This window comes from Microbacterium sp. (genome assembly GCF_051953575.1).
Classification (GTDB): Bacteria; Actinomycetota; Actinomycetes; order Actinomycetales; family Microbacteriaceae; genus Microbacterium.
Window position 1 is genome coordinate 1 of record NZ_JBQCIP010000154.1, and the last position, 20,817, is coordinate 20,817.

The following is a 20,817-nucleotide window of genomic DNA, read 5'->3' on the forward strand; positions in this document are numbered from 1 at the left end:
CATCATGGCCTGGAACATCTGGTAGCCCTCGCGCTGGTACTCGATGAGCGGGTCGCGCTGGGCCATCGCACGCAGGCCGATGCCGTCCTTGAGGTAGTCCATCTCGTAGAGGTGGTCGCGCCAGCGGCGGTCGAGCACCTGCAGCACGACGCGACGCTCCAGCTCGCGCGTCGCGGCCTCGCCGAGGGTCGCCTCACGCTTCTCGTAGGCGATGCGGGCATCCGAGAGGATCTCGCGCTTGAGGCCGTCCGCGGTGATGCCGCCCTTGCGTCCGGCCGCCTCGGCCACGACCTCATCGATGGTCACGCCCACCGGGTACAGGGTCTTCAGCTCCGTCCACAGCGCGTCGAAGTCCCAGCTCTCGTTGTGACCCGACCCGGTGTGGTCGTCGATCACGGCGCCGATCGCATCCTCGATGAAGTGCTGCACGCGGTCGGCGATGTCGTCGCCCTGCAGGATGTGGCGGCGGTCGGAGTAGATCGCCTCACGCTGGCGGTTCAGGACGTCGTCGTACTTGAGGACGTTCTTGCGGATCTCGGCGTTGCGCGCCTCGACCTGGCTCTGCGCGGACTTGATCGCGCGCGTGACCATGCCGGACTCGATCGCGACGTCGTCGGGGAAGTTGGTGCGGGCGATGATCGCCTCTGCCGCACCCGACTGGAACAGGCGCATGAGGTCGTCGGTGAGCGACAGGTAGAACCGGCTCTCACCGGGGTCGCCCTGACGGCCCGAGCGACCGCGCAGCTGGTTGTCGATGCGGCGCGACTCGTGACGCTCGGTGCCGAGCACGTAGAGGCCGCCGGCCTCGACGACCTGCGTGGCCTCACCCGCGACGCGGTTGCGCACGTCTTCGTAGACGGCGTCCCACTCGGCCTCGTACTCGTCGGGCGTCTCGACCGGGTCGAGGCCCTTGGCCTTCATCTCCTGCACGGCGAGGAACTCGGCGTTGCCGCCGAGCATGATGTCGGTGCCGCGGCCGGCCATGTTCGTGGCGACCGTGACGGCGCCGAGGCGACCGGCGCGGGCGACGATCTCGGCCTCGCGCGCGTGGTTCTTGGCGTTGAGGACCTCGTGCTTGATGCCCTTCTTGGCCAGCAGGCGCGAGAGGTACTCGCTCTTCTCGACGCTCACGGTGCCGACGAGGACGGGCTGGCCGCTCTCGTGCCGCTTCGCGATGTCTTCGACGACCTGCGCGAACTTCGCCGTCTCGTTCTTGTAGACGAGGTCGGCCTGGTCCTTGCGGATCATCGGCTTGTTCGTGGGGATGGGCACGACGCCCAGCTGGTACGTCGACATGAACTCGGCCGCCTCGGTCTCGGCGGTACCGGTCATGCCGGCGAGCTTGTCGTACAGGCGGAAGTAGTTCTGCAGCGTGACGGTGGCGAGGGTCTGGTTCTCGGCCTTGACCGGCACGGCCTCCTTGGCCTCGATGGCCTGGTGGATGCCCTCGTTGTAGCGACGGCCGACCAGGATGCGGCCGGTGTGCTCGTCGACGATCATCACCTCGTCGTTCATCACGACGTAGTCGGTGTCGCGCTTGAACAGCGCGAGCGCCTTGATCGAGTTGTTGAGGAACGAGATGAGGGGCGTGTTGGCCGACTCGTAGAGGTTGTCGATGCCGAGGTAGTCCTCGACCTTCTCGATGCCGGGCTCGAGCACGCCGATGGTGCGCTTCTTCTCGTCGACCTCGTAGTCGACGCCCGCTTCGAGCGTCTTGGCGATCTTGGCGAACTCGACGAACCAGCGGTTGGCCTCGCCCGACGACGGACCCGAGATGATGAGCGGCGTACGGGCCTCGTCGATGAGGATCGAGTCGACCTCGTCGACGATGGCGTAGAAGTGACCGCGCTGGACGAGGTCCTCCTTGCGCCAGGCCATGTTGTCGCGCAGGTAGTCGAAGCCGAACTCGTTGTTCGTGCCGTACGTGATGTCGGCGTTGTACTGCTCGCGGCGCACCTCGGGCGTCTGGCCGGCGACGATCGTGCCGGTCGTCATGCCGAGCGCGCGGTAGATGCGGCCCATGAGCTCGGACTGGTACGACGCCAGGAAGTCGTTGACGGTGACCACGTGCACGCCCTCGCCGGCGATGGCGTTGAGGTACACCGGGAAGGCGCCGGTCAGCGTCTTGCCCTCACCGGTCTTCATCTCGGCGATGTTGCCGAGGTGCAGCGCCGCTCCGCCCATGATCTGCACGTCGTAGGCGCGCTGACCGAGCGTGCGCTTGGCGGCCTCGCGCACCGCGGCGAACGCCTCGGGCATGAGCTGGTCGAGAGTCTCGCCCGCCTGGTAGCGGGCGCGCAGCTCGGCGGTCTCGCCGCGGAGCTCCTCGTCGGTGAGGTGCTCGTAGTCCTCTTCGAGGGCGCCGACGGCCTTGACGACCTGCTGGAGCCGGCGCAGGACGCGACCCTCACCGGCGCGAAGCAGTTTCTCGAGGGGGTTGGCCACGGAGTGTCTCCATCTTCAGGGAAGTCGGGTGCGGCGCTGGCGCCGCTGCCACCCGGACCCCCAGGGTCCAGGCATACCTGCCTATGTTATCCACCCGTGACCTTGGTGTGCGCTGGATGCGGGTGCAGGGGCCGGACGGGGTGAGACGATGCTCTTCCCGTGGATTCCCCCCGGATCCACCGACACGATGGAGTGTTCATGCGCGGGCTTCACCGTCCGATCGTCGCCGTGCTGGCGGCATCCGTTCTCGTGCTTCTGCAGGCGATCGCCGATCCGACAGGACTGCTCGCGCTGGTGGGCTGGCCCGGCGGCGCGCTGCAGGCAGGGCTGGTCTGGCCGCTGGCGCCGTTCGCGGTGTTCCTCCCTGTGCTGCTCGGGGTGGTGTGGTGGGCGGCGGTGCGTGCCGGCGAGCGGTTCTGGACGATGTTCGCGGGCGTCGTGCTGGCGGTGCTGCTCGCTCAGGCGGCTGCGGCCTTCGTGATGGTGTGGGATGCGGCCACCGCCGCGTGGGCGGCCGGCTATGTGACCGCGAAGGCGCTGCCGGCCGCCGCGGTCGTCGCGGCCGCGACCCGGTGGCTCGGCGGTCGGTCGACGCGGCCGGTGTTCGAGCGCGGCGGGCTGTGGCCCGCGGCGATCGCGTTCGGCGCCCTGGCCCCGATCGCCGCCGGGTCGTGGTGGACGGGCGCGGCCTACGCGCCCCTCGTGCCGGCGACCCGCCCTGAGCGCGGCGTCGTCTCGGTGGCCGCCGCGGTCATCCTCATGATCGCCGCGGCGTGGTTGTGCCTGCGCTGGATGCGCCGCCGTGCGCCCGGCGTCCTCGGCGCGTGGCTCGGGGTCCTCGCCGGCGGAGCACTGTTCGGTCTCGTGCAGGCGCTCGTCGCGTTCGTCGTCGACGACGGTCTGGCAGGAGACATGTGGCCGCTCATGGTGGCGTACGTGCACGTGGCCGACGGCTTGTCGTTCGGCGCGTGCCTCGGCTGGATCCCCGCGGTGCTGGCCGTGGTCGTCGACCGTGCGACGCGCACGCGCACGGCCTCCGGCGAGGGCGGTGAGGATGCCGCACCCCGGTCTTCCCGGCGGGTGCCGACGATCGCCGCGGCCGCGATCGTGGTCGCCGCGCTGGTCGTCGTGCCGGTCGTGCTCGCCGGCGGCGGCGTTGCCGAGGACCGCGCGCAGGAGCAGGGGGCGGCATCCGTCCCCGACGGGTTCCTGCGGGCCGACGGCGACCGCATCACCGACGGCGAGGGGCACGATGTGCTGCTGCGCGGTGTCAACGTCAACCAGCTCGTGGACTTCTACCAGCCACGTCCCGAGGTGCCGGCGACGCGCCCGCTCACCGAGGACGACTTCGCCGGGATGGCCGCGTACGGCTTCGACGTCGTGCGACTGGGCATCTCTTGGTCGACGCTCGAACCCGTGCGGGGCGAGCTCGATGCCGGCTACCTCGTGCAGATCGACCGAGCGGTGCGGTGGGCGAAGGAGCACGGCATCCGCACCGTGATCGACCTGCACCAGGACGGCTGGTCGAACGCCGCGACCGCCGAAGGGACCGTGTGCCGGCCGGGCACCGACCCGATGTGGGGATACGACGGCGCGCCGAGGTGGGCGACCATCACCGACGGTGCGCCGCGGTGCGCCTTCACGGGCCGCGACATCTCCCCTGCGGGCGACCGGGCGTTCCAGCACTTCTGGTTCGACACCGACGGCATCCAGTCGGCGCTCGTGCGCACCTGGGGCGAGCTCGCCGCGCGCTACGCGGACGAGCCGGCGGTGGCGGGCTTCGATCTCATGAACGAGCCGGGGTTCGGCGAGACCGCGCCGGTGACCACGTCGCTGCTGCTCGGCCGTTACTACGACCGCGCGATCCAGGCTATCCGCGATGCCGGCGCCCCGCAGATCGTCTTCATCGAGCCGAGCATCCTGTGGTCGGGGCTCGGGTTCGACAGCGGGCCGTCCCTCGCCTTCACCGACGACCCGAACATCGTGTTCTCGCCGCACCTGTACGCCGAATCGATCACGATGGACCACTCGCTGGGCCTTCCCACCATCGTCGGCATCGCACGGCAGCTCGACCTCGCTGCGCGCGTCGCCGACGAATACGGCGTGCCGCTGTGGTCGGGCGAGTACGGGTACTGGGGCGACGAGGAGTCCATCGCGAACCGCATCGGCCGCTACGCCGACGCGGAGGACGCCCACCTGCTCGGCAGCGCCTACTGGGTGTGGAAGCAGTCGTGCGGCGATCCGCAGAACGGCATCGGCGAGGTGGGCCTCGGCCTGGTTCCGGAGGACTGCGCGACCGGCGAGGACGGCCCGCGCAATGCGGAGCTGCTCGCGGTGCTGAGCCGGGCGTACCCGCAGGCCTCCCCCGGACGGCTCACCGGACTGGACGCCGATGGAGCGGCGATCGCCATGACGGGCACCGTGGATGAACAGACGTGCGGACTCGCTGTCTGGATTCCGGGCGAGCCCGAGCCCGCCCCCGTCACCGAGGGGCTCACGCGGGTCCGGGTCGACGCCATCGAGGGCGGATGGCGCGTCACGGCGTGCGCCGAGGGCGACTACTCGCTCAAGAACGGGTGAGCCTGCTCGGGGCCTCGTGAAACGCCGAGTGGCGGCATCCCTCGCATGCATTCCGGGTATGTATATACTCGGTCACTACATACTGGGTATGCCCCGACGGAGAGGTACGACATGGTGGTCTGGCGTCGATGGATCTTCCCGATCCTGATGGTGATCGTGGTGGGGGCAGTCGCCGTCGCCCTCGTGAAGATCGCATTCTTCCCCGACCAGGCGCCCGCCGCCGCGGTCGAGCCGAATGCGCAGATCGCCGATCCCGTCGTCGCCGTCCAGAAGGGCGAGGTCGTCAACGCGCTGAGTCTGGACGGGACGATCGCACGGGATGCCGCCTACCCGGTCCGCTCCGGCGTCGACGGCGTCGTCACCTCCGTCGATGTGGGCGATGGCCAGTCGGTGGCCGCCGGGCAGAAGCTCTTCACCATCAAGCAGACCGATCCGGTCAAGAACATCGACGTCGTCGCGCCGGAGGCCGGCGACGTCTCCGAGCTCGCGGTGGTCAAAGGCCAGCCGGCGAGCATCGGCGGCGAGCTCGTCACCCTCACGCCCGCCAGGTACCACGTGCAGGCGACGGTCGACCCCGTGCAGCTGTACCGGCTGCAGGGCGCGCCGACCGAGGCGTCCGTGACGATCCAGGGCGGTCCGGCGCCCTTCACCTGCACGGGCCTGAAGGTCGCGGTCGCCGAGGACGGCACCACGACGGTCACCTGCGCGGTGCCCGCGGGTCAGACCGTGTTCGCGGGCCTGCAGGCGCAGCTCGACATCGACCTGGGCACGGTGACGGACGTGCTCGTCGTGCCCACCACCGCGGTCAAGGGCGGCGCGGGCACCGGTGTGGTCTGGGTGGACCCCGGCACCGGCGACCTCGAGGAGCGCGACGTCACGCTCGGCGTCAGCGACGGCAAGACCGTCGAGGTCACCGCGGGCCTCGAAGAGGGCGACCAGGTGCGCCAGTACGTGCCGGGCGTGGCGGCAGGCGATGAGGAGACCTGCTACGACGACGGCATGGGCGGCCAGTACTGCGAGCCGGCGGGATGGAACTGGTGAGCCTCGTCCGCCTCGAAGGGGTCGCGAAACACGTGACCCTGCCCGACGACTCGCGCCTCGACATCCTGCGCGACATCGAGCTCGCCATCGCCGCCGGGGACCACGTCGCCATCGTCGGCCGCAGCGGCTCGGGCAAGTCGACGCTGCTGAACCTGATGGGCATGCTCGACCGGCCTTCCGAAGGCGCGGTGTGGTTCCGCGGCGAGCCCGTCCGCAAGATGCGCAAGGGCAGGCTCGACCGGCTGCGCGGACGCAACGTCGGCTTCGTGTTCCAGCAGTTCAACCTGCTGGCCGGGCGCACCGCGCTGGAGAATGTCGCCATGCCGCTCGGGTACGCGTCCGGCCGTGCGTTCTGGAACCGCCGCCGCACGGCCACCGCGATGCTGGAGCGCGTCGGCCTCGGTCATCGCATCGAGTCCACGCCCGAGCAGCTGTCGGGCGGCGAGCAGCAGCGCGTCGCGATCGCCCGGGCGCTGGTGCGTCGCCCCGCGCTGATCCTCGCCGACGAGCCCACTGGCGCCCTCGACGTCGAGACCGGCGGCAGCGTCATGCAGCTGCTCGACGAGATCGCCTCCGAAGCCGATGCGGCGCTCGTGACGATCACCCATGACCTCCACGTCGCCGCCCGCGCGCGGCGCCACTACCGGCTCGAGGCCGGGGTCCTCACCCCGTTCGAGCTGTCGGCCCCTGCCGCGGGCGCCGCGGCGGCAGCCGCGTACGAGCGCATCGAGCTTGCGCCCGAGCTCGCCGAGAGCGTCGCGGCAGGACCCGTGGATGCCGCCGCCCCTGTCGACGGAGCGTCGGAGGATGCGGCATCCACTTCGTCACGCGAGGACGCCGCGGACCAGGGCGAGATTCAGGCCGAGGGCGAGACCGTGGAGGTGGCCCGGTGACCGCGGTGATCGGTGCGCTCGGCGAGGCGTGGTCGGAGCTGCGACACCACAAGCTGCGCGTGCTGCTGAGCCTGATCGGCATCGCCGTGTCGGTCGGTGCCCTCACCGCCGTCGTCGCGCTCAGCGAGTACCAGCAGCAGCAGATGGCCGAGCAGTCCGATGTCAACGGCGGACGCCCGGCGACGGTGTCGATCTCGGCCGGCCGCACCGACGGCGCCCCCATGGACTGGCAGTCGTTCGACCAGCATGTGACGCAGGTGTCGGAGCGCTACTCGTTCACCTACCGGACCCGACTCGTGAACAACGCGTCCGTCGACATCCAGACGCCCGAGCAGGTGCGAGCGGTCGGTGCCTGGCTCGTCGACCCCGCGTACCCCGTCATCCACCGCACTCCCCTGCTCGAAGGGAGGTGGTTCCAGGATTCCGACGCCGAGCTGCTGGCGCCGCCCATCGTCATCACCGAAGCACTGTGGGACGTGTATGGCCGCCCCGCCCTCGGCCGCGGGTTCGCCGTGCAGCTGCAGGGAGACGTAGCCGGCTCGTACACCGTCGTCGGGGTGACGCCCAAGCAGTACGACGGCGACACCGAGAAGCGTGTGGTGATGCTGTTCGACTCGTATCAGTCGCGGGTCGATCAGCTCTCGCCTGACCAGCCGGTGATGTGGGAGGTGTGGATGCCGGAGGCCCAGGTCGCCGACATCGGCCCGGTGCTCGCCGCCGACCTGCGTGCGGGACTCGACAAGACCGTCGACGTGACCGTGACCCGCACCGACTGGGCGTCGCGCCCCGAGGCGAAGAGCTCGGCCGCGATGTTCGAGCTCATCACCGGTGCGATCGCCGGGCTCGTGCTGCTGCTCGGCGGCCTCGGCCTCGTCAACATCCAGCTCGTCGCGATGCGCCAGCGCATCCGTGAGATCGGGGTGCGGCGCAGCTTCGGAGCGACGGGCGGCCGCATCTTCACGTCGGTGCTGCTGGAGAGCGTCGTGGCGACCGCGGTGGCGGGGGTCATCGGCATCGCATTGGCCGTCGCCATCCTGAAGGCGCCGTTCGTGCTCGACATGTTCCAGGGGATGCAGGACATCCCCCCGTTCCCGATGCGCGCTGCCGTCGTCGGGCTCATCGCCGCCGTCGCGATCGGCGCGCTGGCCGGCTTCATCCCCGCACTCATGGCTGTGAGGTCCAACGTCATCGACGCACTGCGGTTCTAGCCCGACCGCGCTGTGCACCACCCTCCGTCCCGAAGGAGAATCCCATGTCCGTCCGCCAGAGCCTGCTGGCCATCCTCGATCAGGGCCCGTGCTACGGGTATCAGCTGCGCGCCGAGTTCGACCGGCGCACCGGCTCCACCTGGCCGCTCAATGTCGGCCAGATCTACAACACGCTCGATCGCCTGGAACGCGACGGCCTCGTCGAGAAGGGGGACGTCGATGAGCAGGGACACGTGTACTGGCAGATCACCGACGCCGGAGCGGCCGAGGTGCGGTCGTGGCTCGACTCCCCCGTCGAGCGCGGCCACGGCACGCGCGACGAGCTCGCGATCAAGCTGGCGGTCGCCGCGACCCTGCCCGGGGTCGAGGTGGCCGACATCATCCACGCGCAGCGGCGGTCGTCGCTCGCCCAGCTGGAGGCGCTCAACCGCGCCAGGTACGCCGGCGAGAACCCCGACGGCCCCGAGGAGCTGGCGTGGTCGCTGGTCGTGGACTCGATGATCTTCGCCGCCGAGGCCGAGGTGCGCTGGCTCGACCATTCCGAGCAGCGCCTGGCGGCGCATCCCGATCACGCGATGGCCCTCGCCCTGTCGACCGAGAAGCCCAAGCGCGGGCGGCCCGCCAAGGCCGGCGCGTCGTCTTTCACGGAGTCGATGCGGTGATCGAGACGGGCTGAGGGACGGATGCCGCGACCCCCGCACGGGCGGGCATGCGGCATCCTGTCGTCTCCCAGGCGCACCCCGCTACGCTTAACTGTGCACACGAACGCCGACCAGATCGAAGACGAGGCTCAGACCGAGCCCGCAGCGATGACCTTCTCCGACCTCGGGCTCAGCGCGCCCGTCCTCAAGGCGCTGAAGGACATCGGCTACGAGACGCCTTCGGCGATCCAGGCGGCGACCATCCCCACGCTCCTCGCAGGCCGCGATGTCGTCGGCATGGCGCAGACCGGAACCGGCAAGACCGCCGCGTTCGCGCTGCCCATCATCGACCGCCTCGATCTGTCGCAGAAGACCCCGCAGGCGCTCGTTCTCGCCCCCACGCGCGAGCTCGCGCTGCAGGTCTGCGAGGCGTTCGAGAAGTACGCGGCCCACCTGAAGGACGTGCACATCCTTCCCGTCTACGGCGGGCAGGGCTACGGCGTGCAGCTGTCGGCGCTGCGTCGCGGCGTGCACATCGTCGTCGGCACGCCCGGTCGCATCATCGACCACCTCGAGAAGGGCACGCTCGACCTGTCGGAGCTGCAGTACCTCGTGCTCGACGAGGCCGACGAGATGCTCAAGATGGGCTTCGCCGAGGACGTCGAGACGATCCTCGCCGACACCCCCGACACCAAGCAGGTCGCCCTGTTCTCGGCGACCATGCCGGCGACGATCCGCCGCATGTCGAAGCAGTACCTCAACGACCCCGAAGAGATCACCGTCAAGGCCAAGACGCAGACGTCGGCCAACATCTCGCAGCGCTACCTCATCAGCGCCTGGCAGCAGAAGATGGACGCCCTCACGCGCATCCTCGAGGTCGAGAACTTCGACGGCATGATCGTGTTCGGCCGCACCCGCAGCGTCACCGAAGAGATCGCCGAGAAGCTGCGCGCCCGCGGGTACTCCGCCGCCGCCATCAACGGCGACATCGCCCAGCCGCAGCGTGAGAAGACGGTCAACCAGCTGAAGTCGGGAAAGCTCGACATCCTGGTCGCGACCGACGTCGCCGCCCGCGGACTCGACGTCGAGCGCGTCTCGCACGTCGTCAACTACGACATCCCGACCGACGCCGAGTCGTACGTCCACCGCATCGGCCGCACCGGTCGCGCCGGCCGCTCGGGCGACGCCATCAGCTTCGTGACGCCCCGAGAGCGCGGCCTCGTCAAGATGATCGAGCGCGCCACCCGCCAGGAGCTGACCGAGATGTCGCTGCCGAGCGTCGACGAGGTCAATGTGACCCGTCTGTCGCGCTTCGACGACCGCATCACCGCGGCACTCGACGAGACGGCGCGCATCGACGCGTTCCGCGACATCGTCGCCCACTACGTGCGCAACCACGATGTGCCCGAGGCCGATGTCGCCGCCGCGCTGGCGGTCGTCGCGCAGGGCGACACCCCGCTGCTCCTCGAGCCCGACCCCGAGCCGGCGCCGCGTCGCGAGCGCACCGAGCGGCCCGATCGCGGCGACCGCTTCGACCGCGGCGACCGGGGCGACCGCCCTGAGCGGCGCACGCCGCGCGAAGGCTTCGCGACGTACCGCATCAACGTCGGCAAGCGTCAGCGCGTCGAGCCCCGTCAGATCGTCGGCGCGCTCGCCAACGAGGGCGGTCTGCGCCGCGACGACTTCGGCGCGATCAAGATCATGCCGGACTTCTCGCTCGTCGAGCTTCCCGCCGACCTGCCCCACGGCACACTCGACCGGCTCGCCGACACGCGCATCTCGGGTCAGCTCATCGAGCTGCGCCCCGACAGCGGACGCCCGCAGCGCCGCACGGACGCGACGTCCCGCGGCCGCCGCGACGACCGCGGCTCGGGCGACCGCGGCGGATACGGCGACCGCGGCTCGCGCGGCTCGTACCGCGACTCCGGCGACCGCAAGCCGCGTCACAAGCGCGACGCCGACTGAGGCATCCTTCCCGACGTCGCCCGCCGATTCTGGCGATTCGCCACGATCGGCGGCGACGCCCGGCTGTTCTGGCGAGTCCCGAGGAATCGGCGCTCCTGGCGCATCGCGCGACCCGCCAGAATCGGCGGCCACCGACGACTCGTGGCGACTGGCCAAGAACGGACCGACGACGCCGGGTGACGGCATCCGCTCCTCCCAGAGCCGGATCCCGACGCTCTGGGCGAACATTCCCCCGGCGGCGGGATCCGCTTCAGCCCCCTCCCAGGCGCGCCCGTAGGATCGATCCATGGCCGGATTCTGGGGCAGACGCAAGCGCGAGCAAGAAGAGCTGACCGCACAGGACGCCGATCTGGCGCGCCGTGCGCAGCAGGCGCTGGTGGCTGCGGACGAGCGGATCCGCCTGACGACCGACGAGCTCGCGTTCGCCGACGCGGAGCTCGGCCCCGGCGCCACCAAGGACCTCCGCGAGGCGCTCGACGCCGTGCGCACGCACCTGCAGGAGGCCTTCCAGCTCCACCAGCTGAACCACGACGAGATCCCTGACACGCCCGAAGAGCTGCGCACGCGCAACGCGCGCATCGTGCAGCTGTGCGAATGGGCCGAGGACCTCCTCGACGACCGCACCGAGGCGCTCGCGGCGCCGATCGAGCGGGCGCGTCGCGCTCCCGAGATCATCGCGAAGATCCGGGCGGATGCCGCACGCCTGCGCCTCGCGCTGCCCGATGCCCGTGCGACCGTCGACCGCCTCTCGGCACGGTATGCGACGGGCGCGCTCGCGCAGATCGCCGCGAACCCCGCCGAGGCGGAGCAGCTGCTGGGCTTCGCCGAGCACAGCGCCGGGGTCGCCGAGCGCCGACGCGAGGCCGGTCAGCGGGAGCAGGCGAGCATGGCGCTGGAGGCGTCGATCGAGTCGGTGCGCCGCGCCGAGAAGCTCATCGAGGCCGTCGAGACGTTCGAGGTCGAGGCGCTGCGGGCCGAGTCGACCCTCGCGGCGATCGTCGAGGACTCGCGCGGCGACCTCGTGGCCGCTCTCAAGGAGCCCGCGTCGCCCGCCGTGAGCGCGGCGATCGACGAACTGCAGACCGCTCTGGCGGCGCTGCCGGCCGCCGGTGTCAACACCGATCCGTTCGAGCAGCTGACCCGCCTGCGTGAGGCCAATGCCGGGCTCGACGCCGCGATCGCCGCCGCCCGCGAGCGCGCGGCCCGCCCGATCCCTCCGCTGGAGCACGTCCGGCACGCGATCGACGACGCCGACCGGCAGCTCGCCGTCACCCGCGACGTCATCGCGGGTCACCGCGGGTGGATCGGCGCCGACGCGCGCACACGCCTCGCCGAGGCCGAGCGCGTGCGCGCCGACCTCGACCGCTACCTCGGCACGTCGGCGTCCGCCGCCACCTCCATCGACGACGATCACCGTGAAGAGGCGTTCGCCATGGCGCGCCGCGCGGCATTCCTCGCGAGCGAGGCGCTGCAGCTCGCTCAGCGCGACATCGACAACGCCCGGCCGCAGCCCGACCAGTGGGGCGGCCCCGGCTACGGCCAGCGCGGCGGCTACGGCGGCCGAGGCAACGGCGGCTCGGACGTCATGGGCGGCATCCTCGGCGGCCTCGTCATCGGCAGCCTGCTCGACGGCTTCTTCGACTGACGCACGACTCGGCCGCCGGCATCCTTCGCCCGGCGCTGGGCAATCCCGGTGGCGCCGGACGCGGCCGGAGCGCGCAAGAGCGGATGCCCCGGCCCGCACGGGGCCGAGGCATCCCCTCTTCGCGTCGCGGTCAGCCGAGAAGGATCGTCGCGCACAGCAGCAGGATCGAGAGGCCGAGCAGCACCGCACGCAGCGGGATGATGGACTCCCAGCGTGCCTGAAGGGCGCGGGCGTCCGCGGGCACCTGGTCCGACAGCGCCGCGGCCGTGAGCTTCTTGTTGATGGGCGCCGATATGCGGGCGAACAGCGTCAGCCACACGAGGAGCAGCAGCAGGGCGAGTCCGCCGGCCACGGCGGTGACGGGCGTCCCCCACACGAACGAGAGCACAGCGGTGGCTGCCGTGAGGACGGTGCCGAGGATGCCGACGATCGGAAGCCGCCGGTCGCCGTAGTAGTGTCCGCGACCGGTGACCTGCACGAGGCTGCGGTCGTCGATCTCGGCGTAGACGGGCCGGAACACGACGGCGCTGACGACGTCGGTGCCGAAGATGACGGCGAGGGCGAGGATCGCGAGGGTGGCGGTGGCGCCGATGATGAGGTCCATGTCTGTCTCCATGTGTTATCACTGCTAACAGTTAGCGGTGCTAACATAGCGACATGGTACGCACCGCGCAAGAGGCAGAGCGATTCCGGGATCGCGAGGTCCGCATCGTCGCGACAGCTCGCGAGATCGCCGAACAGGACGGCTGGCCCGCGGTCACCGTCCGGCGCCTGTCGGACGCCATCGGGGTCAGCCAGCCGATCCTGTACCGCCACTTCCCGGGCGGCCGCGACGAGATCGTGGCGTCCGTCGTGGTGCAGGGCTATGCGGACCTCGCCGACGTCATGCGCTCCCCCGCGCCCGACGACGATCCGGCGTCCGCGCTCCCCCGGCTGATCACCGGCTACCTGCGCTTCGCGCGCGAGCACCCCGCGGTGTACGAGGCGATGTCGACCGCACGCACCAGCATCGTGTTCGCATCGGACGAGACCCCCGCGACCCTGCGCGAAGGCTTCGCGATGCTCGAGCGCGCCGTCGGCGGCCGCGACGACCGCGATCGCGCGGTGAGGGCCGAGCTGCTGTGGAGCCTGTTGCACGGTGCGAGCCAGTTCGCGGCGCATGACCGGCTCGACCCCGCGCTCGACGACGTACGCGAAGAGGCGATCGCGCGACTGTTCGCCGCACGCTGAGGCGGGGAGGCATCCCGCTCATCCCGGCGACGCCCGAGAGACGGATGCCGCAGCCCGGCGTCAGCGCGCGGTCACCGCATACTCAGAGCCCGAGCACCTGCAGACCGTCGGCCACGACCCGGCCGTCGTGGAGCACCGTGCGGTCGTCGCTGCGGTCCATGACGGCGCTCGTCGGCGTCTCGCCCGCGACGAGCACGAGGTCGGCGCGGTCGCCGACGGAGACACCGGGCCGGTCCCCGACGCCGGCGACCCGCGGCGAGGAGTGGCTCATGATCGATGCCCCGCCCATCGTGCCGACAGCCAGAGCGAGCTCGATGTGATCGTCGCGGCGGAAGCCGTTGACGAACGCCAGCTGCCACGTGCGGTCCAGCATGTCGCAGTTGCCGTAGGGGCTCCAGTAGTCGCGCTGTCCGTCCTCGCCGAGTCCGACACGGACGCCGGCTTCGACGAGGTCGACGAGTCGCAGGTGGTTCGAGGTCGACGGGGCGATCGTCGCCATCGCGATGTCGAGCTCGGCGAACTCGTCGATGAGGCGGCGGCTGACCGCCTCGGACACGGAGCCGAGGTCATATGCGTGCGACATCGTCACCTTGCCCTGCATGCCGAGGGCACGGGTGCGCTCGATCACGAGCTCGGTGCTGAAGACACCGAGCGCGCCGGGCTCGTGGAGGTGGATGTCGACCTCGACCTGGTACTTCTCGGCGAGCGCGAAGACGATGTCGAGGTGCTTGACCGGGTCGCGGTCGAGCTGACTGGGATCGATGCCGCCCATGACGTCGGCGCCCTGCTTGAGCGACTCCTCGAGGTACTCGACCGTGCCCTCCTCGCGCAGGATGCCGGCCTGCGGGAAAGTCATGACCTGCACGTCGGCGTGGCGGGCGAACTTCTCCTTCGCCGCCATGACCGAGTCGAACTTCTCGAGCTTGCAGTCGACGTCGACCTGCGCGTACGTCCGCACGCGCGTCGTGCCCTTGGCGATCATCTGCTCCAGCGTGCCGGCGACGATGTCGGCGTGGGGCACGTCGGTGTTGCGCCAGTTGTTGCGGTCGTTCAGCATCATGCCCCACACCCCGGGCGCTCCCGTGTGCGGACGGAACGGCAGGCCGATGCGTGACGAGTCGAGGTGCACGTGCACGTCGCTGAACGACGGCAGTGCGAGACGCCCACGCCCGTCGACATCGCCCGCACCGACAGCGTCCGCGGCATCGTGCGGACGGATCGCGGCGATGCGGTCGCCTTCGATCACGATGTCAGAGGCCTCTGCGCCCCACGGTCGCACGTTCCGGATGATCACGTCTGGTGCCTCTCGGTGATGAATGGATGCCGCAACCCGGCGCTGCTGGTCGCGTCGATGGTATACCAGAATGACAAGCGGAGCATTAGGCTGTGCCTGTTCAGCAACATTCTCCCATTCTGGGATACCAATGGAGCCACGTCATGCGCACCCTTCTCACCGCCGAGCCCGCGGAGGGCGCCGAGGCGCTGGCCGACAGCGTGTACGGCGCGCTGCTGCGGGACATCATCGCCGATGAGCTGAGTCCCGGGACGTGGCTCAAGGAGCGCGACCTGTCGGAGCGGTACGGCGTGTCCCGCGTGCCGGTGCGGCAGGCGCTGCACCGGCTCGAATCCGAGGGATTCGTCCAGGCGTCGCCCCGACGCGGCGCCGTCGTGACGCCGGTGACGACGGCCGACATCGAGGAGCTGTTCGACGCGCGACTGTGCATCGAGCCGTTCGCCGCCCGGCAGGCGGCCCTGCGCGTCGCCGCGGGCGCGTCCGCCGCGAGCCTCACCGCGGTGGTCGCGGCATCCGAGGCGAGCTTCGCCGAAGGGGCCGACCTCGACGGCATCGCCCTCAACCTGCGCTTCCACGCCGAGGTGGTGCAGCTGTCGGGCAACTCGCTGCTCGCACGCAGCCTGCAGCCCATGCTCGGACGCATGGAGTGGATCTTCCGGCGCACCACCCGCACCGGCGAACCCGACCAGCTCCGCGAGCACCGCGCGCTGCATGACGCGATCGTGTCGGGTGGCGGCGACCTGGCGGCAGCGATCGCGTACGCACACATCGAACGCGGCCGGGTGCCGGCCCTCGAGGCGCTGGGGCCGCTGCTCGCGTCGTGAGCGGCGCGTATGCCGGCGGCATCCCACCTCCCGGCATACGCGTCGGGCGCGACCCGAAGGCCGCGCCCGACGCCACGGTTGTCAGGAAGCCAGCTCTTCGGGCTGCGCCTGCGTGGTCAGCGAGATGACGCCGTAGTCCCACCCCTTGCGGCGATAGACGACGCTCGGGTGGTCGGTGCGCGCATCGATGAACAGGAAGAAGTCGTGGCCGACCAGCTCCATCCGGTCGACGGCCTCTTCGACGGCCATCCACTCGGGCTGGAACTCCTTCGTGCGGATGACGACGGGCGAGTAGCCCTCTTCCTCCTCGTTCCCGGTGATGATCGGGATCTCGCCGGTCGCGACGGCACGGAGCACCTCGACGGAAGCCGGCTGCAGATCGATCCCCTGGATCGCTCCGCTGCCCTTCTCGTACTTGGCGCCGCGCGGGTGGTTGCGCGCATCGACCCGCTTGTCCTTGGCGCGCCGCAGCTGCTCGCACAGCTTGTCGACCGCGAGGTCCAACGCGGTGAACTTGTCGCCGTCGGTGGCCTCGGCCCGGACGACGGGACCCTTGCCGTCGACCGTGAGTTCGACGGTCTCGTCCTCCACACGACCGTTGTGATAGGCGCGGTGGGTGACCTTCACGTCCACGCGTTGCGCACGCGGGGCGAGGGTACCGATACGGGTGGCCTTCTCTTCGACGACCGAGCGGAAGCGATCCGAAATGCCCACTCCCACGCCGACGATGCTGGTTTCCATCCCCTGACCTCCTTGTTCCGGTCCACCCGGTCAAGGGCGGACCTTCAGTCGCCTTGTGCCCCCCACCGTAGTCGGGCGTTCCGGGTCTGTCACCTGTGAGTTTCGAACGTGTCCGGTCGACGTTCACCCTGTGTCGGGAAGTTCCTCGGCGTGGCTGCGACGGTCACCGCCCCGAGCACGTCAGCGCCTGCGGCGCGCAGCGCGCGGGCCGCCTCGGCGAGGGTCGCACCCGTCGTGACGACGTCGTCGACGAGCACCACGCGCGCGCCCCGCGCCACCCCCGGACGCGCCACGAGGCTCCCGTCGACGTTGCTGCGGCGGGCCTCGCGACCGAGTCCGCGCTGGTCGCCGGTGCGACGTGCGTGGCGCAGCAGGCGCGTCGGCGGCCGGCCGGCGCGGCGCACCAGCAGGTCCGGCACGCGGAACCCGCGCCGGCGGAAGGCGGCGCGGGATGTGGGCAAGGGCACGAGCACGACGTCCCCGCCGATCCCTGCGTGCGCCAGCGCCGCCTCGAGCGCCGGCGTCAGAGCGCGCGCGAGTCCGGTGCGTCCCTCCTCCTTGATCGCCCGCAGCACCCGTGCGGCGACGCCTTCGAACGTCAGGCCGCTCCACACGGTGAGAGCACCGCCGGCCGCTCGAACGACCTGCTGCCGTGGAACGGGCACGAGGGCGAGCACGCAGCGCTCGCAGAGCGAGATATCCGGTTCGTCGCATCCCGCGCACGACACCGGCAGCAGCAGTGCGAGCGCCTCGGCGCACGCCGCTCGCACGGCGTGGACGAGGCTGGTCGGCATGTGCCCAGCCTGCGCGGCGGGGAGGCGGCATCCGCCCGTCCTGTCCGGATCTGTAGACGGATGCCGCCCGCACCGCGCTGGGGAGGAGCGGCTACTGCGGGGCGCCCTGCTGCGTCGCGAGCACGAGCACGCCGGTGGCAGTCGGCTGCCAGGCCGTGCCGCGCTTGACGAACAGCGTCCCGTCGTCGGCGCGCAGCCGGAGGCTTGAGACCCCGGTGCCGCCCGCGATGGACGCCATGCCGCTCGTCGCCGTCGATGTGACCGTGGGCCCACCCACCGGCTGCTCGAGGACGATGGACGCGTCTTCACCCGCGGCCAGCACGCCGATCGTGGCGTCGTCGATCCAGGTCACGCCGGCGGCGGGCCCCCCGACGATCGCCAGCTGCAGCGCGGGCTGCGCCAGCCGCACCGGCACGCCGTCGCCGTCGCGCACGACCCCAGCCACCGTCAGGACGGTGCGACCGCCCAGCGTCACGGTCGCCGCGATGCGCGTGCCGTCGCGCGACAGCGCGATGGCGCTGATCGCCGTCGCATCGCCCCACGCATCGGCGATGTCGACCGCGTCCGTGCTCTGCGGCGCATAGGCGTGCAGTGCTCCCGGCTGGTCCTTCGGCACGCTCCACACGAAGCCGGAGCCGTCGACCGTGGGGTCGACGAGGCCCGCGCGCGTGTCGAGCACCTCCGCCCCCGTCGACGTGGAGGTGAGCCGGGCCACCTCCCCGCCGGGCAGCCTCGCGGCGGCGATGTCGCGCTCGGGACCGACCTGCACCGCCGTCGGCGCGGCGGCGACGACCGCGGCCGAGAGCCCAGGTATCTGATCGATCTCGTCGCCCGACAGGAACCCGAAGCCGTCGGCGGTGAGCACGAGGGGCGCGGCGGGAACGCGCGTCGAGCGCACCGCGACCGGGGATGCCTCGACCGGTGTCGAGCCGACCCGCATCACGACGTCCGAGACGCCCGCCGCGCGCAGGCTCTCGGTGAGCTGCGTCGCCATGCGGTCGAGGGCGGTCGAGCTCGCGCTGAGCAGCGAGTCGTCCTCGAAGTCCACGACCGCGGCGCCGGCCTCGTCCACCGGCACCGAAGCGACGGCCGTCGCCCCGTCGGGGAACGCGGTCTTGACCGACTCGGCGAGCCACTCGCTGGGCGGCTCGTTGACGAGGCTGTCGGTGATCCAGGTCGCCGCCTTCACCACCGGGAACCAGCGCACATCGGGCACGAGGTACTGCCAGTTCGGGTCGAAGTACATCAGCGGGTACTTGTGGAACACCTGCGGGAACTGGCCCTCGTCGAGCCAGATGCCGTCGGGGGCCTCGGTGATGCGCCACTCGCCGTCCGCCTGCTTCGCCAGCCGGAAGTCCTGCGAGTTCGAGGCAAGCTCCGCGCGGCGGTACGAGCCGATGTCGTCGACATCGGCGACCATCTCGTACGAGAACCCGACGGTCCCCTCGCCGGCACCGGACTCGCTGTACTCGCGCTCGCTGCGGTCGTCGATGCGCACCGTGGCCTTCGGGTCCCACACGTCCCGCAGATCCGGGGCGAGGAACTCCTTGGCGACGGCCCATGCGCCGTCGACGCCGGGACCTGATCCCGCGTCGATGAAGCCCTCGACGATCTGCTCCGGCGTCGCGCCGGGCTGCGGCCGGTTGGGGATGAACGTGACATTCTGCGACCCGCCGGTATCCTCGCCGGTCGCGAGCCCGTAGCGGATCGAGCCGCTCTCGGGAAAGCCCGCACAGCCGGTGACGAGCATGGCGCACAGCGCGAGGACGACGGCCAGGATGCCGCGACTGCGAATCATGACGTGCCTCCTCGGCCGCCGGCATCCACATCTCCGCTCCCCGCGCGAGGAAGCTCGATGGGCTGGGTCAGACCCAGCTCTTCGAGGGCCGGACCGGCGTCGTCGCCCGGATCGACGGGAATGGGCGGCTGCCCGCTCAGGGTCGTGTCAGAACGCCGCGGCAGCGTCAGCACGAAGTTCGTGCCCCGCCCGACCTCGGACCACACCGCGAGCTCGCCGCCATGCAGCTTCGCATCGCCGAGGGCGATCGACAGGCCGAGGCCCGTGCCACCGATCGTCCGCTTGCGCGACGGGTCGGCGCGCCAGAACCGGTCGAACACGTGCTCGACGTCCTCGGGCTTCATGCCCATGCCGTAGTCGCGCACGCCGATCGCGACCGCCTGCTGGTTGCTGTCGACCGTCACGACGATGGGCCGCGCCTCGCCGTGCTCGATCGCGTTGCCGAGCAGGTTGCGCACGATGCGGCGCACGCGGCGGGGATCCATGTCGACCGGCGAGTAGCCGCCCGGGGCGACCAGGCGCACGTCCGAGCCATGCTGCTCGGCCAGCTGCTGCATCGAGCCGATGACGTCCTCGGCGAGGTGCGCGAGGCTCGTGGGCTCGCGCTCGAGCTGCACCGAGCCGGCGTCGTACCGGCTGATCTCGAGCAGGTCGGTGAGGAGCACCTCGAACCGCTGCACCTGGGCGTTCAGCAGCTCCGCCGCACGCGCCGTCGCGGGGTCGAACTCCTCCCGCTGGTCGTTGATCATGTCCGCCGCGAGGCGGATCGTGGTCAGCGGGGTGCGCAGCTCGTGCGAGACGTCCGAAACGAATCGCTGCTGCACGAGCGACAGGTCGGCGAGCTCCTTGATCTGGGACTCCATGCTGTCGGCCATCGCGTTGAACGACCGGCCGAGAGTCGCCAGCTCGTCCTCGCCGTGCACCTCCAGCCGCACGTCGAGCTGCCCGGCCGCCAGACGCGCGCTCGTGTCGGCCGCCTCGCTGATCGGCGCGGTCACCGAGCGCAGCACGAACCACGCGATGCCGCTGATGAGCAGCACCAGTCCGATGCCGACGATCCACAGCGTCCCCTGCACGAATCCGAGCGTCTGCGGAGCGTTGGCGAGGTCGTACGCGAGGTACAGCTCGTAGGAGGCGACCCCCTGGATCTCCAGCTGCTGGCCGACCATGATGCCGGGGGTCGTGCCGCCGTCGCCGTCGGGCAGCGCGATCGGCTGCCAGATCTGCCGCTGCGGGTTGTTGCGCACCTGCTCGCGCATCGCCGGGGTGAGGAGCGGATCGATGACGCCCTCGGCGGTCGAGAAGTCCTGAGGGGCGTTGGCCACGGGCGGGCCGATGCGGTACGCCGCGAACATCTGCGCCGACGACTGGTCGCGCAGCGCGGTGAAGGCGAGCGTCATGACGCTCTGCAGCTGCACCGCCTCGGACTGCACCGCGGCGTCGAGGGTGCGCTGGGCGGCCGCGCGCGCCTGCTCGGCGTCGGTGAGCACCTGCTCCTGGCGGGACGTGTACAGGTCGTTCTGGATCTGCAGCGCCATCCACACGCACGCCACGGCCACCGCCAGCAGCGTCAGCCCGATCGTCACGAGGAGGGTCCGGAACCGGAGCGACCGTCGCCACAGAGCCGCGATGTTGCCCGGCCACGCGCGCCACAGCCGCCAGCCGGTGAGGGGCGTGCGGGTCGCGTTCACCCCCGTGATCGGGGCCGTCATGGTGCG

16 protein-coding genes are annotated in these 20,817 nt (G+C 70.9%); 9 read left to right on the top strand and 7 right to left on the bottom strand.

Annotated features, from left to right (window positions below; genetic code table 11):
* A partial coding sequence (gene secA / locus ACTHNQ_RS09670) for a preprotein translocase subunit SecA (protein WP_440333176.1) occupies positions 1 to 2,445 on the bottom strand: 2,445 nt, incomplete at its 3' end.
* Between the two features lie 198 nt (positions 2,446 to 2,643).
* On the opposite strand from secA, the gene ACTHNQ_RS09675 reads away from it, so the two are divergent.
* The 7 genes from ACTHNQ_RS09675 to ACTHNQ_RS09705 all read left to right on the top strand — a co-directional run bounded on the left by ACTHNQ_RS09675 (position 2,644) and on the right by ACTHNQ_RS09705 (position 12,418).
* Positions 2,644 to 5,025 (top strand): cellulase family glycosylhydrolase, encoded by a 2,382-nt coding sequence (locus tag ACTHNQ_RS09675; protein WP_440333177.1) that lies wholly within the window; start codon positions 2,644 to 2,646, stop codon positions 5,023 to 5,025.
* A gap of 111 nt (positions 5,026 to 5,136) precedes the next feature.
* Positions 5,137 to 6,066 (top strand): efflux RND transporter periplasmic adaptor subunit, encoded by a 930-nt coding sequence (locus ACTHNQ_RS09680; protein ID WP_440333178.1) that lies wholly within the window; start codon positions 5,137 to 5,139, stop codon positions 6,064 to 6,066.
* Complete coding sequence (locus tag ACTHNQ_RS09685; RefSeq protein WP_440333179.1) at positions 6,054 to 6,959, top strand: ABC transporter ATP-binding protein; 906 nt, start codon at positions 6,054 to 6,056, stop codon at positions 6,957 to 6,959. Before ACTHNQ_RS09680 ends, ACTHNQ_RS09685 begins: the two co-directional genes overlap by 13 nt.
* Positions 6,956 to 8,167, top strand: coding sequence for an ABC transporter permease (locus tag ACTHNQ_RS09690; RefSeq protein ID WP_440333180.1), 1,212 nt, complete (start codon positions 6,956 to 6,958; stop codon positions 8,165 to 8,167). Before ACTHNQ_RS09685 ends, ACTHNQ_RS09690 begins: the two co-directional genes overlap by 4 nt.
* Before the next feature lie 44 nt (positions 8,168 to 8,211).
* A complete protein-coding gene (locus ACTHNQ_RS09695) occupies positions 8,212 to 8,829 on the top strand; it encodes a PadR family transcriptional regulator (protein ID WP_440333181.1) in 618 nt (205 codons plus the stop codon).
* 147 nt (positions 8,830 to 8,976) lie between these two features.
* A complete protein-coding gene (locus ACTHNQ_RS09700) occupies positions 8,977 to 10,773 on the top strand; it encodes a DEAD/DEAH box helicase (RefSeq protein ID WP_440333204.1) in 1,797 nt (598 codons plus the stop codon).
* A 286-nt stretch (positions 10,774 to 11,059) separates the two neighbouring features.
* On the top strand, positions 11,060 to 12,418 hold the full coding sequence (locus ACTHNQ_RS09705) for a hypothetical protein (RefSeq protein WP_440333182.1): 1,359 nt from the start codon (positions 11,060 to 11,062) through the stop codon (positions 12,416 to 12,418).
* 130 nt (positions 12,419 to 12,548) lie between these two features.
* On the opposite strand, the gene ACTHNQ_RS09710 is transcribed toward ACTHNQ_RS09705, so the two are convergent.
* Positions 12,549 to 13,022 (bottom strand): hypothetical protein, encoded by a 474-nt coding sequence (locus ACTHNQ_RS09710; RefSeq protein WP_018171978.1) that lies wholly within the window; start codon positions 13,020 to 13,022, stop codon positions 12,549 to 12,551.
* Positions 13,023 to 13,075: 53 nt separating this feature from the next.
* Between ACTHNQ_RS09710 and ACTHNQ_RS09715 the strand changes: the two genes are divergently transcribed.
* Entirely contained in the window at positions 13,076 to 13,648 is a 573-nt protein-coding gene (locus tag ACTHNQ_RS09715; RefSeq protein ID WP_440333183.1) for a TetR/AcrR family transcriptional regulator, read from the top strand.
* Positions 13,649 to 13,730: 82 nt separating this feature from the next.
* On the opposite strand, the gene ACTHNQ_RS09720 is transcribed toward ACTHNQ_RS09715, so the two are convergent.
* Positions 13,731 to 14,942, bottom strand: coding sequence for an amidohydrolase family protein (locus tag ACTHNQ_RS09720; protein ID WP_440333184.1), 1,212 nt, complete (start codon positions 14,940 to 14,942; stop codon positions 13,731 to 13,733).
* Positions 14,943 to 15,085: 143 nt separating this feature from the next.
* Between ACTHNQ_RS09720 and ACTHNQ_RS09725 the strand changes: the two genes are divergently transcribed.
* Entirely contained in the window at positions 15,086 to 15,766 is a 681-nt protein-coding gene (locus ACTHNQ_RS09725; RefSeq protein ID WP_440333185.1) for a GntR family transcriptional regulator, read from the top strand.
* 81 nt (positions 15,767 to 15,847) lie between these two features.
* Here the strand turns inward: ACTHNQ_RS09725 and hpf are convergent, their stop codons facing one another.
* The 4 genes from hpf to mtrB all read right to left on the bottom strand — a co-directional run bounded on the left by hpf (position 15,848) and on the right by mtrB (position 20,811).
* Complete coding sequence (gene hpf, locus ACTHNQ_RS09730; protein ID WP_018171973.1) at positions 15,848 to 16,507, bottom strand: ribosome hibernation-promoting factor, HPF/YfiA family; 660 nt, start codon at positions 16,505 to 16,507, stop codon at positions 15,848 to 15,850.
* A gap of 89 nt (positions 16,508 to 16,596) precedes the next feature.
* Positions 16,597 to 17,301, bottom strand: a complete 705-nt coding sequence (locus ACTHNQ_RS09735; protein WP_440333186.1) for a phosphoribosyltransferase family protein — start codon at positions 17,299 to 17,301, stop codon at positions 16,597 to 16,599.
* Between the two features lie 91 nt (positions 17,302 to 17,392).
* Positions 17,393 to 19,099, bottom strand: coding sequence for an LpqB family beta-propeller domain-containing protein (locus ACTHNQ_RS09740; protein WP_440333187.1), 1,707 nt, complete (start codon positions 19,097 to 19,099; stop codon positions 17,393 to 17,395).
* Positions 19,096 to 20,811 (bottom strand): MtrAB system histidine kinase MtrB, encoded by a 1,716-nt coding sequence (mtrB, locus tag ACTHNQ_RS09745; protein WP_440333188.1) that lies wholly within the window; start codon positions 20,809 to 20,811, stop codon positions 19,096 to 19,098. The genes ACTHNQ_RS09740 and mtrB overlap by 4 nt, the downstream gene beginning before the upstream one ends.
* Between the last annotated feature and the right edge of the window lie 6 nt (positions 20,812 to 20,817).

Excerpts from the sequence above, each read along its gene's own strand:
- ACTHNQ_RS09695 (WP_440333181.1), top strand. The coding sequence starts at position 8,212 with ATGTCCGTCCGCCAGAGCCTGCTGGCCATCCTCGATCAGGGCCCGTGC.
- ACTHNQ_RS09675 (WP_440333177.1), top strand. The coding sequence starts at position 2,644 with ATGCGCGGGCTTCACCGTCCGATCGTCGCCGTGCTGGCGGCATCCGTT.
- ACTHNQ_RS09715 (WP_440333183.1), top strand. The coding sequence starts at position 13,076 with ATGGTACGCACCGCGCAAGAGGCAGAGCGATTCCGGGATCGCGAGGTC.
- ACTHNQ_RS09735 (WP_440333186.1), bottom strand. The coding sequence starts at position 17,301 with ATGCCGACCAGCCTCGTCCACGCCGTGCGAGCGGCGTGCGCCGAGGCG.
- ACTHNQ_RS09725 (WP_440333185.1), top strand. The coding sequence starts at position 15,086 with ATGCGCACCCTTCTCACCGCCGAGCCCGCGGAGGGCGCCGAGGCGCTG.
- ACTHNQ_RS09710 (WP_018171978.1), bottom strand. The coding sequence starts at position 13,022 with ATGGACCTCATCATCGGCGCCACCGCCACCCTCGCGATCCTCGCCCTC.
- hpf (WP_018171973.1), bottom strand. The coding sequence starts at position 16,507 with ATGGAAACCAGCATCGTCGGCGTGGGAGTGGGCATTTCGGATCGCTTC.
- ACTHNQ_RS09705 (WP_440333182.1), top strand. The coding sequence starts at position 11,060 with ATGGCCGGATTCTGGGGCAGACGCAAGCGCGAGCAAGAAGAGCTGACC.
- ACTHNQ_RS09685 (WP_440333179.1), top strand. The coding sequence starts at position 6,054 with ATGGAACTGGTGAGCCTCGTCCGCCTCGAAGGGGTCGCGAAACACGTG.
- ACTHNQ_RS09700 (WP_440333204.1), top strand. The coding sequence starts at position 8,977 with ATGACCTTCTCCGACCTCGGGCTCAGCGCGCCCGTCCTCAAGGCGCTG.
- ACTHNQ_RS09680 (WP_440333178.1), top strand. The coding sequence starts at position 5,137 with ATGGTGGTCTGGCGTCGATGGATCTTCCCGATCCTGATGGTGATCGTG.
- mtrB (WP_440333188.1), bottom strand. The coding sequence starts at position 20,811 with ATGACGGCCCCGATCACGGGGGTGAACGCGACCCGCACGCCCCTCACC.
- ACTHNQ_RS09740 (WP_440333187.1), bottom strand. The coding sequence starts at position 19,099 with ATGATTCGCAGTCGCGGCATCCTGGCCGTCGTCCTCGCGCTGTGCGCC.